At 37.8% G+C, this 15390-nt stretch carries 16 protein-coding genes; 14 read left to right on the top strand and 2 right to left on the bottom strand.

The annotated features are described in order from the left end of the window. Positions 1–78: 78 nt before the first annotated feature. The 5 genes from cobS to JNUCC52_RS00415 all read left to right on the top strand — a co-directional run bounded on the left by cobS (position 79) and on the right by JNUCC52_RS00415 (position 3008). A complete protein-coding gene (cobS, locus tag JNUCC52_RS00395) occupies positions 79–855 on the top strand; it encodes an adenosylcobinamide-GDP ribazoletransferase (RefSeq protein WP_337980987.1) in 777 nt (258 codons plus the stop codon). After that, positions 828–1424, top strand: a complete 597-nt coding sequence (locus JNUCC52_RS00400; RefSeq protein WP_337980988.1) for a histidine phosphatase family protein — start codon at positions 828–830, stop codon at positions 1422–1424. Before cobS ends, JNUCC52_RS00400 begins: the two co-directional genes overlap by 28 nt. Next, positions 1376–1768, top strand: a complete 393-nt coding sequence (locus JNUCC52_RS00405) for a bifunctional adenosylcobinamide kinase/adenosylcobinamide-phosphate guanylyltransferase (RefSeq protein WP_337980989.1) — start codon at positions 1376–1378, stop codon at positions 1766–1768. Before JNUCC52_RS00400 ends, JNUCC52_RS00405 begins: the two co-directional genes overlap by 49 nt. Positions 1769–1830: 62 nt before the next feature. After that, positions 1831–2325: an ECF transporter S component gene (locus JNUCC52_RS00410; RefSeq protein WP_337980990.1), complete on the top strand. Its 495-nt coding sequence runs from the start codon at positions 1831–1833 to the stop codon at positions 2323–2325. Further along, positions 2322–3008 carry a hypothetical protein gene (locus JNUCC52_RS00415; protein ID WP_337980991.1) on the top strand — a complete coding sequence of 229 codons (687 nt, stop codon included), beginning with the start codon at positions 2322–2324 and terminating at the stop codon, positions 3006–3008. Before JNUCC52_RS00410 ends, JNUCC52_RS00415 begins: the two co-directional genes overlap by 4 nt. A 123-nt stretch (positions 3009–3131) precedes the next feature. On the opposite strand, the gene JNUCC52_RS00420 is transcribed toward JNUCC52_RS00415, so the two are convergent. Both JNUCC52_RS00420 and JNUCC52_RS00425 read right to left on the bottom strand, forming a co-directional pair. Continuing rightward, on the bottom strand, positions 3132–3947 hold the full coding sequence (locus JNUCC52_RS00420) for an ABC transporter permease (protein ID WP_337980992.1): 816 nt from the start codon (positions 3945–3947) through the stop codon (positions 3132–3134). Further along, positions 3944–4957 carry an ATP-binding cassette domain-containing protein gene (locus JNUCC52_RS00425; RefSeq protein WP_337982162.1) on the bottom strand — a complete coding sequence of 338 codons (1014 nt, stop codon included), beginning with the start codon at positions 4955–4957 and terminating at the stop codon, positions 3944–3946. The genes JNUCC52_RS00420 and JNUCC52_RS00425 overlap by 4 nt, the downstream gene beginning before the upstream one ends. A gap of 327 nt (positions 4958–5284) precedes the next feature. On the opposite strand from JNUCC52_RS00425, the gene JNUCC52_RS00430 reads away from it, so the two are divergent. The 9 genes from JNUCC52_RS00430 (at position 5285) to JNUCC52_RS00470 (ending at position 15326) form a co-directional block, all read left to right on the top strand. Then, positions 5285–7018, top strand: a complete 1734-nt coding sequence (locus JNUCC52_RS00430; RefSeq protein ID WP_337980993.1) for an ABC transporter ATP-binding protein — start codon at positions 5285–5287, stop codon at positions 7016–7018. Next, positions 7015–8835: an ABC transporter ATP-binding protein gene (locus JNUCC52_RS00435; RefSeq protein ID WP_337980994.1), complete on the top strand. Its 1821-nt coding sequence runs from the start codon at positions 7015–7017 to the stop codon at positions 8833–8835. The genes JNUCC52_RS00430 and JNUCC52_RS00435 overlap by 4 nt, the downstream gene beginning before the upstream one ends. Before the next feature lie 211 nt (positions 8836–9046). Further along, a complete protein-coding gene (locus JNUCC52_RS00440) occupies positions 9047–9577 on the top strand; it encodes a sigma-70 family RNA polymerase sigma factor (protein WP_228134515.1) in 531 nt (176 codons plus the stop codon). Continuing rightward, positions 9561–10463 carry a signal peptidase II gene (locus JNUCC52_RS00445; protein ID WP_337980995.1) on the top strand — a complete coding sequence of 301 codons (903 nt, stop codon included), beginning with the start codon at positions 9561–9563 and terminating at the stop codon, positions 10461–10463. Before JNUCC52_RS00440 ends, JNUCC52_RS00445 begins: the two co-directional genes overlap by 17 nt. Before the next feature lie 199 nt (positions 10464–10662). Then, a complete protein-coding gene (locus JNUCC52_RS00450) occupies positions 10663–11385 on the top strand; it encodes a toast rack family protein (RefSeq protein ID WP_172771848.1) in 723 nt (240 codons plus the stop codon). A 112-nt stretch (positions 11386–11497) separates the two neighbouring features. Continuing rightward, complete coding sequence (locus JNUCC52_RS00455; RefSeq protein ID WP_172771847.1) at positions 11498–12022, top strand: tubby C-terminal domain-like protein; 525 nt, start codon at positions 11498–11500, stop codon at positions 12020–12022. Between the two features lie 250 nt (positions 12023–12272). Beyond that, positions 12273–13196: a DoxX-like family protein gene (locus tag JNUCC52_RS00460; RefSeq protein WP_172771846.1), complete on the top strand. Its 924-nt coding sequence runs from the start codon at positions 12273–12275 to the stop codon at positions 13194–13196. After that, positions 13193–13804 carry a DUF4166 domain-containing protein gene (locus JNUCC52_RS00465; RefSeq protein WP_337980996.1) on the top strand — a complete coding sequence of 204 codons (612 nt, stop codon included), beginning with the start codon at positions 13193–13195 and terminating at the stop codon, positions 13802–13804. Before JNUCC52_RS00460 ends, JNUCC52_RS00465 begins: the two co-directional genes overlap by 4 nt. Then, a complete protein-coding gene (locus tag JNUCC52_RS00470; RefSeq protein WP_337980997.1) occupies positions 13773–15326 on the top strand; it encodes a YndJ family protein in 1554 nt (517 codons plus the stop codon). Before JNUCC52_RS00465 ends, JNUCC52_RS00470 begins: the two co-directional genes overlap by 32 nt. Positions 15327–15390 lie beyond the last annotated feature (64 nt).

Here is a 15390-nt window from a genome sequence, read left to right on the forward strand (position 1 = left end):
TGAATTAGATGTGTAGCAACTAACTTAGTGTTGTGTGCAAGAAAATTGAAGATAACTTACAAGAAAGAAGGCAAGGCAATGAAAACTATTTGGCATAGCATATTGCTCGCATTTCAATTTTTTACGGTTTTGCCTGTACATAAAGAGATTCCTCTATCTAAAAAAACAATTACGGGGATGTTCGCCTTTTTACCGTGGATTGGTGCACTTATGGGTGCTGTCGTTGCAGCGATAATCTTTAGTTTATCAGAATGGACATCGAGCAGTGAACTTTTATTAACATTTATGATTGTTGGGCTGTTCGCGTTTTTTACAGGCGGCTTGCATTTAGATGGCTTTATCGATATGGGAGATGCTTATTTTTCGTATCGAGATCGCGAGAAGCGTCTTGAAATTTTAGATGATCCTCGTGTTGGAGCATTCGGTGTTTTGTCTGTCTTATTTTTAGTACTAGGGAAATTTGTTGTGCTTCATGAACTTTTTGTACAGAACAAACTAGCCTTGTGGATGCTTGTTTTTATTCCTTTATTGACACGGGTAGGGATGAGCTTTTATTTTCTATCTTTACAATGCTCGAAGGAAAAAGGACTTGCCTATTTTTTTAAAACACAACTAAACCATCGTGTTTTAGCTTGTTTTATGATAATGACACTATTACTTGCTAGTTGTGGCGTATTTTATGTAATAGGCTTTTCAAGCTTGCCATTCGTGCTTATTACAGTACTTGTCGCTGCCTTTTTATTATTTCGTCAGTTTACAGTACGCAATTTCGGTGGGGTATCAGGAGATTTACTGGGAGCATCCATTGAAGGAATGGAGGTAGTATTATGGGTGACATTGTTACTGTTCGCTTAATGAGACATGCGCCAACTAAAGAAAATCTAGAGAAGCGATATATTGGCTGGACAGATTCCCCATTAGCAAATGCTACGACGCTTCCTATACTCAATGATGGTGTAAAAAAGGTATATGGCAGTGACTTACGTCGGTGTCAAGAAACGGCATCTTGTTATTTTCCAAACGCTCGCTATATTGCAGATGCGAGATTTCGGGAGTCTAATTTCGGTGATTTTGAATGTAAAACATATGATGAATTAAAGTCGGACATACGTTACTGTACATGGCTAGATAACCCGACTGTTATATCACCACCAAACGGAGAACCGTTTGATTTATTTTGTAATCGGGTGATTGCGGGGTTTTTGGCATTACCAAAAGATAATGACGATTATTATCTCGTCGTGCACGGTGGAGTTGTACGAGCGTTACTTGTAGCATTTGCACCACAACAAAAGCCTTTCTGGTCATATCAAGTACCACATGATCGAATGTATACATTAACGTTTGCTAGAGCGGCTTGGAAGGAGGGCGCGAGATGCGTATCTTTATCGGAGGAGCCTATAATGGAAAAACCGCCTATGTAACACAGTTGCTTAAGGAGCAAAAAATAGCAGTGATAGATGGTTTTATACCAGAGGTTGCACCTACTTGTGATGCACTGATTATTAAAAATCTTGAACAATGGCTCATTAAGCAAAATCTTGAGGAGGATGAGGTGATTGTCGAAAATATTTTGGCAAACCTTAAAACTCTTGAAGAAAGCTGTCCTTTGTATATTATTGTTACCGATATGGGGCGTGGCGTTGTGCCAATGGAAAAACAGGTACGACTATTGCGAGACACTTGTGGTCGTTTGTATCAGGCGTTATTTGCAGAAGCAAGTCAAGTTGACCGTATTTGGTATGGCATTGCAGAACGTATAAAATAATTAAAAGATTAAATACAATTCCCGAGAGGGGCATTCACTATTTTTAGAAAAGAGGAAATGGAATGGATCGACAAAAATTAATGATTATAACACTCACAGCGATGGTAGCGGCGATTTGTGCTGTTGGTGCAGTCATTAAAATCCCATCAATCGTATCATCGGCTGCATTAGACTCAGCGCCAGCATTTTTGAGTGTAGTGTTTTTGTCACCTGCTCTAGCAGGGACAGCGGGGTTCATCGGACATATTATTACAGCGATGACTTCTGGGTTTCCATATGGACCTTTGCATATTATTATTGCCGCTGAAATGTTTCTTGTCGTTTGGATATTTGGTGTTATGCACAAACGAGGCATGCATTTTTGGAAATGGCCAGTAGCACTTTTTCTAAATGGTGTCATTGCGCCAATTCCTTTTTATTTCATTATTAGCCCAGCATTTTTCTGGGGTTCGTTAGCTAGTATTTTCATGGCAACAGTCATTAATCTTGTTATTGTCGCTGTTGTCATGCCTATTCTCTCGAAAGTGTTTGTCCGTAAGGAGGGGCGAGTGAATTGAGAAATGCAGTAAAAGTAGGGGAACTTATTGCTACAACGGACAATGCAGCAGCAATTGGTGAAAAATCACAAGATATCGTCTTTGCATCTGACAAGTTAACAGCTTATTTAACAGCGCGTGTTACATTTTTAGAGCAGCTTGCAGCAGGAGCGATACCTATGCATATAATTCTTGCTAACTTTTCGGGCGATGCATCATGGACACGCTATGTCGCGGGAATTGAACAAGTTTTTGAAGAAGTAGGGCTACTTTGTCCTCCGATAGCTGGTAGTTCAGAATCGAACATGCCAACATTGCAATCGGGATTATCGATCACAATGCTAGGTCAGGTACATCAAAAAATACCTGTTCAATGTGAAAAACTGATGTGGTACACGTATGGACTACCACTTGTCGGCAAAGAAGTGCTTGAACAACCTGAAGATGTTGCACAGCTCCAGCCAATATTTCGTGCATGGCGGGAAGAAATTGTACAGCAAGTTTGGCCAGTAGGCTCGCAAGGACTACAAGCAGAATTTTCACGACTTTTCGGTTATTCCGAAGTAAAAACTTCGTTGGATATTGAGAAATCAGCTGGACCTTGTGCTGTAATATTATTAGGCATACATCCAGAAAAAGAGCATTTGGCACAAACATTGTTTACTCGAAATTTTGAAAAGTGCCAGTCACTAAAACGATTCTGAAAATTCGTAAATTGTAAAGCCGCAACCCGCAGAAGAAGCGAGGGTTGCGGCATAGTTTTATGCGTACAGTAAATAGTCACGCTACAAGAAGCCAATTTGAGTTACTATGATACAAGAAATTTTTTAAGTTCTACGCATATAAGCACGGACCGTAATTGGTGCGAAAATTGCTACAATAACTGCAGCTCCGATAAGAGACGCACTTAAATCCCAACCGACAGTGCCACCATTAGTTAGTTCTCTGACAGCAGTGACTAGATGAGAAATAGGATTGATCTTCACAAACCATTGCAAGAAGTTTGGTAATGTTTCAGCTGGTACAAAAGCGTTGGACAAAAACGTCAGCGGAAACAATACGAGCATTGAAATTCCCTGTACACTTGAAGCAGTTCGTGCAATGACACCAAAGAAGGCAAAAATCCAACTCATAGCCCAAGCACAAACGATGACAAGAAGACCTGCTAGCACAACAAAACCTAAACCACCTTCTGGGTGATATCCCATGATATAACCCATCGAAAACGTTAAGACAGTTGCAATTGTATATCGAATCGTATCAGCTAGTAACGCACCAGCCAATGGGGCAATACGTGCAATCGGTAAAGATTTAAACCTGTCAAAAACCCCTTTATCCATATCTTCACGTAATTGAACACCAGTAACGATTGAGGTCGTAATAACTGTTTGCACTAAAATGCCAGGAATAATAACTGGTAAATAACTTTGAACGTCACCAGAGATGGCACCACCAAAAATATACGTAAACATTAAAGTGAAAATAATCGGCTGTAATGTTACATCAAATAATTGTTCAGGTGTGCGTCTAATTTTCAAAATGCCGCGATAAGCCATTGTTAATGAATTATTTAGTGATTGACGTAAGCTCGTTCTGTTGGGCAGCTGGCGTACGCCATGTTGTTTTATCATTGAATTTTTCATCGTTTTGCACCACCTACCTCATTAGCCTCTGAAAAAGTATTGTCCTGTACACCATGACCAGTAATCGTTAGAAATACCTCATCTAATGTTGGCTTTTGCACACTCATCTCGTCTAATAAGATTCCTTTTTGTCTGAGGGCAATAAGTAAATCTGTAACGAGGTCCGCGTTCGTCATTGGGGCGGTTATCTTTCCTATACTAGAAGTCATCGTTGAAGGAACTTTAAGTACATGTTCAATTATTTGACGAGCATCACTAATATCGTTTGGATTTTGAATGCTTAAATGCAGTGTTGAAGTACCGACTGATGCTTTTAGTTCATCGACTGTTCCTTCAGCAACTACTCGACCATGATCAATAACAGCTATTCTGTCTGCCAATTCATCGGCTTCTTGAAGGTACTGGGTTGTTAAAAGTACGGTTGAGCCCATATCTACCAATCGACGAATAGTATCCCACATTTGATTACGTGTTCGTGGATCTAATCCCGTTGTCGGTTCATCTAAGAAAATTAATGGAGGCTGAGCGATGAGACTTGCTGCTAAATCTAATCTTCGTCGCATACCTCCAGAGAAATTTTTCAATGGACGTTTTGCAGCATCTGTTAAACCAAATTCTTCTAACAGTTCAGCAGCTTTCCTCCGTGCATCAGCACGCCCTAGTCCGAGTAGTCGAGAGAAAATAATTAAATTTTCTGTAGCACTAAGCGACTCATCTACTGAAGCATATTGACCTGTCACCCCGATCAATTGACGAACAATATGTGGTTCCTTCACCACATCATAGCCGAAGATGCGTGTTGTACCAGCATCCGCGCGTAAAAGGGTTGCCAGCATTCTAATTGTTGTTGTTTTGCCTGCGCCATTTGGACCAAGCACACCGTATATACTGCCAGCACGGACGTTTAAATCTACACTGTCAACAGCCCGATGATCGCCAAAATTTTTAACTAAACCTTTTGCTTCGATGGCCCATTCTGGGTTGCGCAATATTCCTGCTCTGTTGTTCATTTCTTCCAAAATTATTCCTCCTTCATAAAGTCACAGTAAGTTTTGCATAGTAATGAACTTTCATAGAAATGCCCTTCTTTTTTCTTCAAAAAATTATTCATAAACGGATAATACACTAAGTTTATGAACTGAATATTAACTGAAAAAGGATATTGAAGATGATTATTTTTTGTCATTTTGTTGATTCAGGAAACGATGTAAAAAAGGGGGTAACGTTTATTAAGCAGAGGTATATATTACGTGACTCGAAAAATTATGTGCCAATTGGGAATGATTTTCAGTTATAATGAATAGCGAATGTGATTTCCAAGGAACGGAGACGAAAGAATGCAGGCAGTTAGACAGTTAGGGCGCTTTTTAGGGCCTTATAAATTTTTTACGCTTATTGCACCCCTTTTAATGGTGCTTGAGGTAACGATGGATTTAATCCAGCCAACTATTATGCAACATATGATTGATACAGGGATTGCCAATAATGACAATCCATATGTATTTAAAATGTTTATTTTCATGCTTATAAGTGCTGTACTTGGATTAGTAGGGGGGCTGGGGTGCTCTATTTATAGCTCAAAGGCAGCCATTCATTTTGCCTCTGATATACGTCAGTCTTTATATGAGAAAATGATGACCTATTCGGCAAAAGAACGGGATGCGTTTACTACTGGCAAGCTGATTACAATTTTAACAAGTGATGTGGAAAGTATTCAGCGTGCGTTTATGATGACGCTTCGTATTTTTGTACGTGGACCATTGTTATTTATTGGTGCGGTTGTCATCGTGTTTGTAACGGCACGCGAGTTATTTTCAATATTGCTTGTAATTGTACCAATCTTAATTATCGCAATGTATTTTTTCACTAAGTATTCTGGAGTTTTATATCGTAAAGTACAGGAGGCAATTGACGGGGTTAATACGAAGCTGCAGGAGAATTTAGCAGGAATTCGTGTTGTAAAGGCTTTTCGTCGTGAAAAACATCAAGTAGAGCAATTCGGAGATCTAAATGATGCACTTACAAAACGTTTTATTACGGCTGAACAAATTGTAGGTGTGCTCGTACCGTTTACAATGTTTGTAGTGAACCTCGGAATTGTTGCAGCACTTTGGCTTGGTGCTATTAAAGTTGAAGCAGGCACATTGCAAGTTGGTGTAATTCTCGCTTTTATTAACTATTTAACAATTATTTTAAATGGGCTAATGTCTTCCAGTATGGTGTTAATGCAAATTGCTCGTGCACTTCCATCTGGCGAGCGTATTGTTGATGTTCTGAACAAGGAAGTAGCAGTGCAAGAAGCAGCACAGCCAATTACTTCGTCTATTCAAGGAACAATCGAATTTCAAAATGTAAGCTATCGTTATTATGAAACGTCAGAAGATGTATTAAAAAATATAACGTTTTCGGTGAAGGCAGGGCAAACCGTTGGACTCATTGGTAAAACGGGTAGTGGTAAATCGACCCTTGTAAAGCTATTACCACGTCTATTTGATCCGACTAGTGGTAGCATTCTGCTTGATGGTAAACCGCTAAATCAATATGCATTGACCACATTACGTGAACATATTGGTTTTACCTCTCAAAAAGCGCTACTCTTTTCTGGCTCAATTGAAAAAAATATTCGTCTCGGTAAGGAAGCAGCGACACAAGAACAATTAAATCAGGCTCTCGAAGGGGCATGTGCATCTGAATTTGTTGAGAAGCTTGAACGAGGGCTAGCGCATGAACTATCACAGAGCGCAACGAATTTATCTGGCGGCCAGAAGCAACGGTTAGCCCTTACACGCGCATTTGTAAGACAGCCAACTATATTAGTTTTGGACGATACCACATCTGCTCTTGATAGCGCTTCTGAAAAGCATGTGCAGCAGGCGATAAGCGAACATTTTCAAGAAACGACAACATTTATCGTCGCGTCGAAAATTACTTCCATCCAACAGGCAGATCTTATTTTAGTGTTAGAGGATGGCGAAATTGTTGGTCAAGGTACGCATCAACAATTATTACAAAGTAACCAACCATACCAAGCAATCTACGCTTCACAGCAAAAGGCTGGTGAACAACAATGAGTCAAAATCAACCAAAGCAAATGAATTTTGGACGTGGGCCACGTATGGGTGGACCTGCTGAAAAGGCCAAAAACCAAAAAACAACAATTTTACGTGTATGGCAATATATCAGACAACAAAAAGTAGGGCTGTTCTTTTCGATATTTTTTGTTATCGCCTCTACATTTTTAAGTTTGGCAGGACCTTATTTGATCGGACATATTGTTGATGATTATATTATGAAAAAGCAAGTTGCAGGTACGATACGACTCGGTATTGTGCTAGCTTGTATTTTTACAGTAGCATCAATTTTCACTTGGCTACAAACTTATGTCATGATTCAAGTGGCAATGAAGACAATTCGTACATTACGGCTGGACCTATTTAAAAAACTGCAAACATTAACACTGAAATTTTTCGATCAACGTGCACTTGGTGATTTAATGAGTCGTGTAACGAATGATATTGATAATTTAAATACAGCATTGGCACAAAGTGTGACTCAAATCGTGTCGTCCATTTTAACAGTAATCGGTGTTAGTATTGCGATGTTCTCACTTAGCTGGCAATTAGCCATTGTGACACTAATCATTATTCCTTTAATTGTTTTCACTACAAAGCAAATTGTTAAACGTAGTAGTAAAAACTATGCAGCGCGTCAACGTGATTTAGGCAAACTGAATGGAACAATTGAGGAAATGATTACGGGAGCGGAGGTACTTACACTTTTCGGTAAAGAGCAACAAACGATTGAATCGTTCCGTAAACAAAATAACAACCTACGCGACTCAGCACAACGCGCAGAAATTACATCAGGCTTATTAGGTCCAATCAATAACTTTATGAATAATTTAGGGCTAGCTGTTGTAATCGGTACTGGTGCATTTTTAGCGGTCAAAGGGGTAGTGACTGTCGGGATAATCGCGGCATTTGTCACATACACTCGTCAATTTTTCCGTCCATTGAATCAGCTGTCGAATTTATTGAATACGTTCCAATCAGCGATTGCAGGGGCAGAACGAGTATTTGAAATTTTAGACGAACCATCGGAAGTCGCGGATAAAAAGCATGCAATTGATAGTCGACGCTTGAAAGGGGAGGTTGCATTTCAGCATGTTTCCTTTAGCTATTTGCCAAATCAACCTATTCTAAAAAATATTAATTTCCATGCTAAGGCAGGGGACACCATTGCACTTGTTGGTCCGACTGGCTCAGGGAAAACAACGATAATTAACCTACTAACTCGTTTTTATGATGTGGATGCTGGTGAAATTCTTATTGATGGTCATAATATTGAGGACTACAAGATGGCAACGATTCGAGAGCGCGTTGGGGTCGTGTTACAAGATACTTATTTATTCACTGGTACGATTCGTGAAAATATTCGCTTTGGCAAGCTAGATGCTTCGGATGCAGAGGTGGAGGAAGCGGCAAAAATTGCGAATGCGCATAATTTTATAAAGTATCTCCCAGCGCGATATGATACAGCTGTACAGGCAGGCGGTGCTAATTTAAGTCAAGGGCAACGACAGCTTATAGCCATTGCACGCGCCATTTTAGAAAATGCTGATATTTTAATATTGGATGAAGCGACATCTAGCGTAGATACGCAAACAGAGGTCGATATTCAAAAAGGGTTACAGCATTTAATGCGTGGTCGCACTAGCTTTGTCATTGCACACCGTCTGAAAACTATTGAAAACGCCGATCAAATTTTAGTTATTCAACAAGGTGAAATTGTTGAACAAGGTAACCATCGGCAACTTATGCAAAAACAAGGGATATACAGAAACCTTCAGCAAAAGTTACTTTTAGAAAAAGATGAGCTAAATTTATAAGTCAATAAAAGTTTCATGAAAAAATATTTATTTTTTCATGAAACTTTTTTATCATTCGGTTGTCTAACTACAAATCGGTTCTTACTCTATATTTAGAAAAAATATAAATATTTTCCTTAAATAAAATTTATTTTATAATGTGTATCATGAATGTGCATGTTACGAGGTTTGCACAAATCACAAGCTTTATGGATTGGGGGCGAGCAAAGTGATGAAAACTCAGAAGGATGCTTGCTTAACAAAAGCGATGACGCAGTATGGCGATTATTTAGTACGTGTGTGCTATACATATGTACAAAACTGGGCAGTAGCCGAAGATTTAGTGCAGGATACATTCGTAAAATATTATGAAAAAATGGACCAATTTCGTGAAGAAGCATCTGTAAAAACATATTTGTATCGTATTGCTATTAACCATTGCCATAATTATTTATCTAGTTGGCGTTATAAACAAATACAAGTTATAGAGTATTGGAATAATTTAATGGGCAATGAAGTAAATCCAGTTGCTCAACTACTTACAAATGAGTCTGATACTATGTTAGTTGCAGCTATTGAGAAACTACCTACAAAATACAAGGATGTCCTATTACTATTTCACTTTGCGGAATTATCGTTAAATGAAGTAGCTGAAACATTAAAGATGAAAGAAAATACAGTCAAAACGAGACTCAGAAGGGCACGTCAATTAATTGGCATGACATTGCAGGAGGAGGGATTTGAATATGGATCAGATTCGTAACGCCATTAATACTGTCTATAAAGAAGGATCATTTTCAATAGACAATCAAGCAAAAACCTTTCATAAAATCCATCAACAAAGAAAACGTTCCCTCATGCCTGTTTTATTAACAATCTGCTTAACTGTAATTCTTTTTATAGGACTAGATTTACTTTTATTTAAAATAGATCATTTATCACCCGATGCGCCAGCAATAACAGGCTCAGCAAATTATCCCGAAAAATCGGGTAAGGAAAAAGACTATACAATCCTACAGCAACCTTTAATGATAGGTGGGCTAGTAGCAATTGTCATTTGCTGTTGCTTTGTCCTCTATGCGTTACGTAAAAAGTGGCTATGGTGGGTGTTGCTTAGTACGATTATTGTACTAGCAATTGTCGGCAATATGACTGAACGCATTGGCTATCGCTATTATGTAGCAAATGAAGCCGATATCGTGAGTACATTACAATCAGGGGTATGGTCAATAGGAAATACAGAGGATTTGCGTCTTTTTGATACGATGACTATCAAACAATATCGTATGAGTTATTTTTCGACGCCTAACATGCAAGGTATTTCTTTTTTCAAGAATGATGGGAAAGGCTATAAATTAGATTACGGTTTTTTAAGCTCTGAAGGTACGATGCGAGTGATAGCAATACTTGATATTCAATATTTAGTGATTCCCCTTGTTGACGAAAATGACATTGAGAAATTAATCGTAAGCATGAATACCGAACAGATTGAAGTGCTTGTGAATGCAAATCGTGCACAGCTAGCTACGGTACCTTACCGCTCGAATGTCGATTTATCAGACATCACAATACGAGCTGTTCACGAAGATGGTATTATGGACAATTTATATGAACCATCAGACATAATTTTTTTGCCAGACAATGAATAGCAAATTTAATGAACCCTTCATCTAGAACTGTTTTTAAGAGAAAAGATGAAGGGTTCAAATTTTGCCTAGGGCAAGCATATAGAATGAAAACCACTACGTCTCAAGTCTTAGTCGAAGTTAAAGCTAAGGGTCGTTTTCATTTTTCTTATATCAGATAAAATGGATTTAATGGAAGAATATAATGTAGGAGGAAATAACAGTGAAAAAATTGATAGGCTTTGCTTTAATATTTAGTGCTTCGTTGCTCATATTAACAGGTTGTTTTTCTTTTATTCCAGAGAAAGTAAAAGAACAGGAAAATACATTGTCAGTTAAAAAGGATAATGCAGAAAAATTAGAAGTAGAAATAAATCTAGGTGTCGGCGAATTGACGGTTGCAAAAGGTGCAAAGGAATGGATGGAAGGAAATGCTCAATATAACATAAAGAAACTAGCACCAAAAGTCCACTACAAACAACGCGGGAAAACTGGTGATTTAGTCATCGAACATAAAGGATCTACTAAAATTGGACTTGGCAATATTAAAAACTTTTGGGATATCGAACTGAATGAAGATATACCAATGGATCTTTCTGTAGAGACAGGAGCATCAAAAGCAAAGTTAGATTTACGTGGGCTAAAGCTTGAAAACTTAGATATTGAAACAGGTGTAGGCGACTTATACGTTGATTTAGGTGGCGATTGGAATAAAAGCTTCGAAACGAATATTGAAACAGGTGTTGGTCAAACTACAGTTATTTTACCTTCTACAGTCGGCGTAAAAATAACAACTGATAAAGGAATTGGCTCAATTAATTTGGAGGGCTTTATTGCTAAAGGTAAAGGAATTTTTGTCAATGAAGCATATGAAAAAGCAGATGTTATATTAGAGATAAACGCTGAAATGGGCGTGGGTGATATTACATTTAAGCTGGATAAATAGATACTAGCGCTATTCCTTGATAAATAAGTGTCAAATACATCAGGTAAATTGTATTTGATGCTTATTTTGTGTTAGCTTAATAGAAGCAACGGACATTGAAGGAGCGAATATTTTGAGAACTTTTACATATAAGCAACCCGCAGCGATTGAATCGACAAACGTAGTTCAAATAGTGGATGAGGAAGGGCAAGTCTCTTCAAATGTTCAGCGGATATACTCTAACGGATTGAAAAAGGTATTTGACCGTATGATGGATTATCGGTATTTTGTACAATTTGATGTAAGGGCACAAGATGGGCAACGTCTTTTTACATGTAAAAAAATATCACGTCGGGGCCGTGTGCATTTTAAAGGGAAAGACATTTTAACAGGTAAAGATTATATGATTGCCTATGATGGCTGGCAAATCATGATTCCAGATTTAATCATAACAGATGGTCACCTTAAAATAATGCTGAATAAGGAAATGGAAGACTGGTCAGTGTTTACATTGGATGAACAGCCAATTGCACGCTGGCAAGCAATTTTTCATGAAACCCATTTTGATATTACACTCCAAATTGAAGATACTAGCCCGATTCAGCATGAAGCCTTTTTTATTGCAATAGGACAGGCTGTGTTGTTTGTTGGTGCATAATATGAGTAGTGCATCACATAAATAATTGTTTTAGAATTGTTTTAGTGCCTGACACTCCCTGTGAACAGCTTTCATCTTGAAAGCTGTTTTTTTTATTGAATCGCGGGGTTAATCATAGGAAATTCACTGTTATAATGTTAAATATAGTATAAAATGTATTCGCTAACTTCAAATTGTAATGTTACACGATAAGGACTTATAAAGATGTAAAAGACTTAAATTTTAAGTCATTACTTGAGGGGAGAATGGAATGAAAAAAAAACCGATATACGTTGAGGTTGATATGCAAGCATCAATTGAAGATGCTTGGAAATATACCCAAAATCCGAAGCTTCATGAAAAGTGGGATTTGCGCTTTACTAAAATTACATATGAAGATAAAAAGCATCCAAATGAGCCTCAACGTTTTACCTACGAAACGAAAGTAATGCCTGGTGTAAAAGTGAATGGTTGGGGGGAAAGCAAAGGGGAGCATATAAAAAAAGATGGTTCGAAAATTTCCTCTTTGCATTTTGGGACGCCACAGAAAATATCGCCAATCGCAGAGGGAAAAGGATACTGGAAGTACATCCCTAAAGATCATGGATTAACATTTTTAACGCAATATGATTATGAAGTGCGTTTTGGCAAACTTGGTAAACTCTTTGATTTTGCATTTCGTCCGATAATGGGCTGGGCAACAGCACTTAGCTTTGATGTATTGAAAAGATGGCTTGAGCAAGGAGAAAATCCAAGTACCCAGTACCGACGTTTCTTTTTAACAATGTTTATAAGTATATTTTTTTGCTTTATATGGCTGTACCATGGTCTTGTGCCAAAAGTAATGGTTCAGCATCCTGATGAAGTGATGATGGTAAAGGAATCACTTACTTTTCTGAATGGTGCCAATCTAAATCTACCGTTTCTAGTTTTTTGCATTGGTATTATAGAAATGATTTTTGCACTCTGCTGGTTATTACCAAGGGGAAAACGGCTACTCTTTCTAATACAAATTATTTTGTTTCCATTATTAACATTATGCGTGTTAGGGGTAAATATAAATATAGCGATGGCGCCATTTAATCCAGTGACCTTTAATGGTGCATTATGGGTATTATCCATTGTCGGGTATATACTTAGTAAAGATTTACCTAGTGCAAAAACTTGTAAACGAAAGCGAGGGGAAGAGGGATGACCATTTATCAAACATTATTAGGTGAAGATTATAAAAGACTTCATCCGAAACTCCAACAGCGCTATGCATTGCCATTAAATCAAACTTTTTCTGCAAAAGGTGTTATGCATAGTATCCAATCAGGAGCGAAATGGATACGTCCTTTTTATATCGTTGCAGCTAAGTTTAAGTTTTTATTTCCCGAATCAGGAAAGGATGTTCCGTTTACAATAAGCAATATTTGTCGCCAATTACCTAATGGAGAACTAGAAGTGAAATGGGAACGAACTTTTTTTATGAGTAAAAAGACAAGGCATTTTGATGCAAGGATGACAGTAGATCCAGTCAAAAAGGTTGTTAAGGATTATTTGGGTTCACCAGCTCTTTTCTATTCGGACTTATTGTTTTCTGTAACACGTGAGGGGAAATTAGTAATACGGTCTGGTGCACAACGTTTTGTTATGTCTAAGCTAGAATGTAAAATTCCTAAAATGTTAGAAGGACATGTGAATGTCGAGGAAGGCTATGATGACAGCAAAAATGTTTTTACCATTCATGTAAATATTCATAATCCACTTTTAGGGAGGTTAATGATGTATGCTGGCGAATTTACGCAAAAATCTCTTTAGTCCAGTGTTATTCCTTGGATGGATACTCTTTATTATTTGCTATCTATTTAGTAAGCAACCGAATTATTTAATTTTACTTACATTTGCTCAACTTGTATTAGTGCCTGCAATGGTAAAAATCGTCGTATCTTTCAATAAAAAGGGTCATGTAATTATGAGTGTGATGATGATTGCTGTAACACTGTTGCATTGGTTAGCTGATAGTGAGCTGGCAATTTACTTAGCAATTGTATACGTTCTTTATACAGCGTTTATTGCATTACAAGGGGTGACACGATTTTTACACAGGGGTTTTGTGAATATCGCTGAGATTGCTATTGATATTGGACTCATATATATATTGATTGGAGGACTGTGGTTCTTTGCTTACATTGCGGAAATCGATACAGGATTTTCTCCGTTAATTACGTGGTTAACCGCTATTCATTTTCACTATTCTGCATGTTTATTAGCTATTTCCATTGGCTTGTTTGGAAGGATACATAAAAGTAAAGGATACAATATCGTTGTTTTAATTTTACTGACAGGCCCACTGCTCGTAGCACTTGGAATAGCATTTTCAACAATTATTGAAATTGTGTCCGTTATGCTCTACATAGTTGCAATCTATTGGTTGTTTAAGCTTACGTTAAAGATAAGTTTACCAAAAAGACAGTGTATTTTGTTGCAGGTATCTTACGGTGCATTATGTTTTACAATAGTATGGTCTTTACTTTACGCATTCGGTAATTTCTCTGGCATTATCATTGTCAGTATACCAGGTATGCTAACATTTCATGGCTTAGTAAATTGCTTCCTGTTTGGGTTGATAGGTGTAATAGCATGGGGCTTGGAAGTTCCGATTTCTACACATCAATCATATACTTTTCCAGTAAGTCGTATACGTGGAAAATTACATACAACAGGAGATGCACATGCTGGTTTAGTCGATGCGCTTCAAGATTTTGTCGATACGAGTCATCTTCCTACAGTCATTCCTCATTTTTATGAACACACCAACTGTTATCAATTAATTGCTTCCGTACAATGGCGAGCATGGTTTAAACCACTAGCGTTTATTTATCAAGGTATTAGTCGTTGGATGCAGCAGCTTAATTTACCTTTAACAAGCAAGCAAGTGGAGATGAATGGCGTCATTGTCAAAGTAGATGAACGACAGGATGGTCGACAAGCGCCACGAGCATGGATTCGTACGATCGATGAGCAAACAACATTTGTGGCCATCTATTCACAACATACGACAGCTCAAACAACTTTTATGAATATTGCTTTACCACTCCCTTTTTCAACAATGATAGGTATTTTATATGTTTATGAAAAAGACGGGGACTTACATATAACGAGTTCCAATGGAGGGGATGCAGGCATTTATTTAGCAATGAAACACTATGTATTTAGACTTCCTTTAAATGAGCATTTTACTATTACTGCTAAAAATGAGACAACATTATCGGCTGTGCATACGATGCGCATTTTTGGACTGCCCTTTTTGCGTATAGATTATCAGATCGAACGAAAATAAGGCAAACGATGTCTGCATGTACAAGCAAAATCTCCTGTTTCGTGTTAAAAACGAAATGGGAGAT

Origin of the sequence: Lysinibacillus sp. JNUCC-52 (genome assembly GCF_015999545.1) — a bacterium.
Lineage (GTDB): Bacteria > Bacillota > Bacilli > Bacillales_A > Planococcaceae > Lysinibacillus.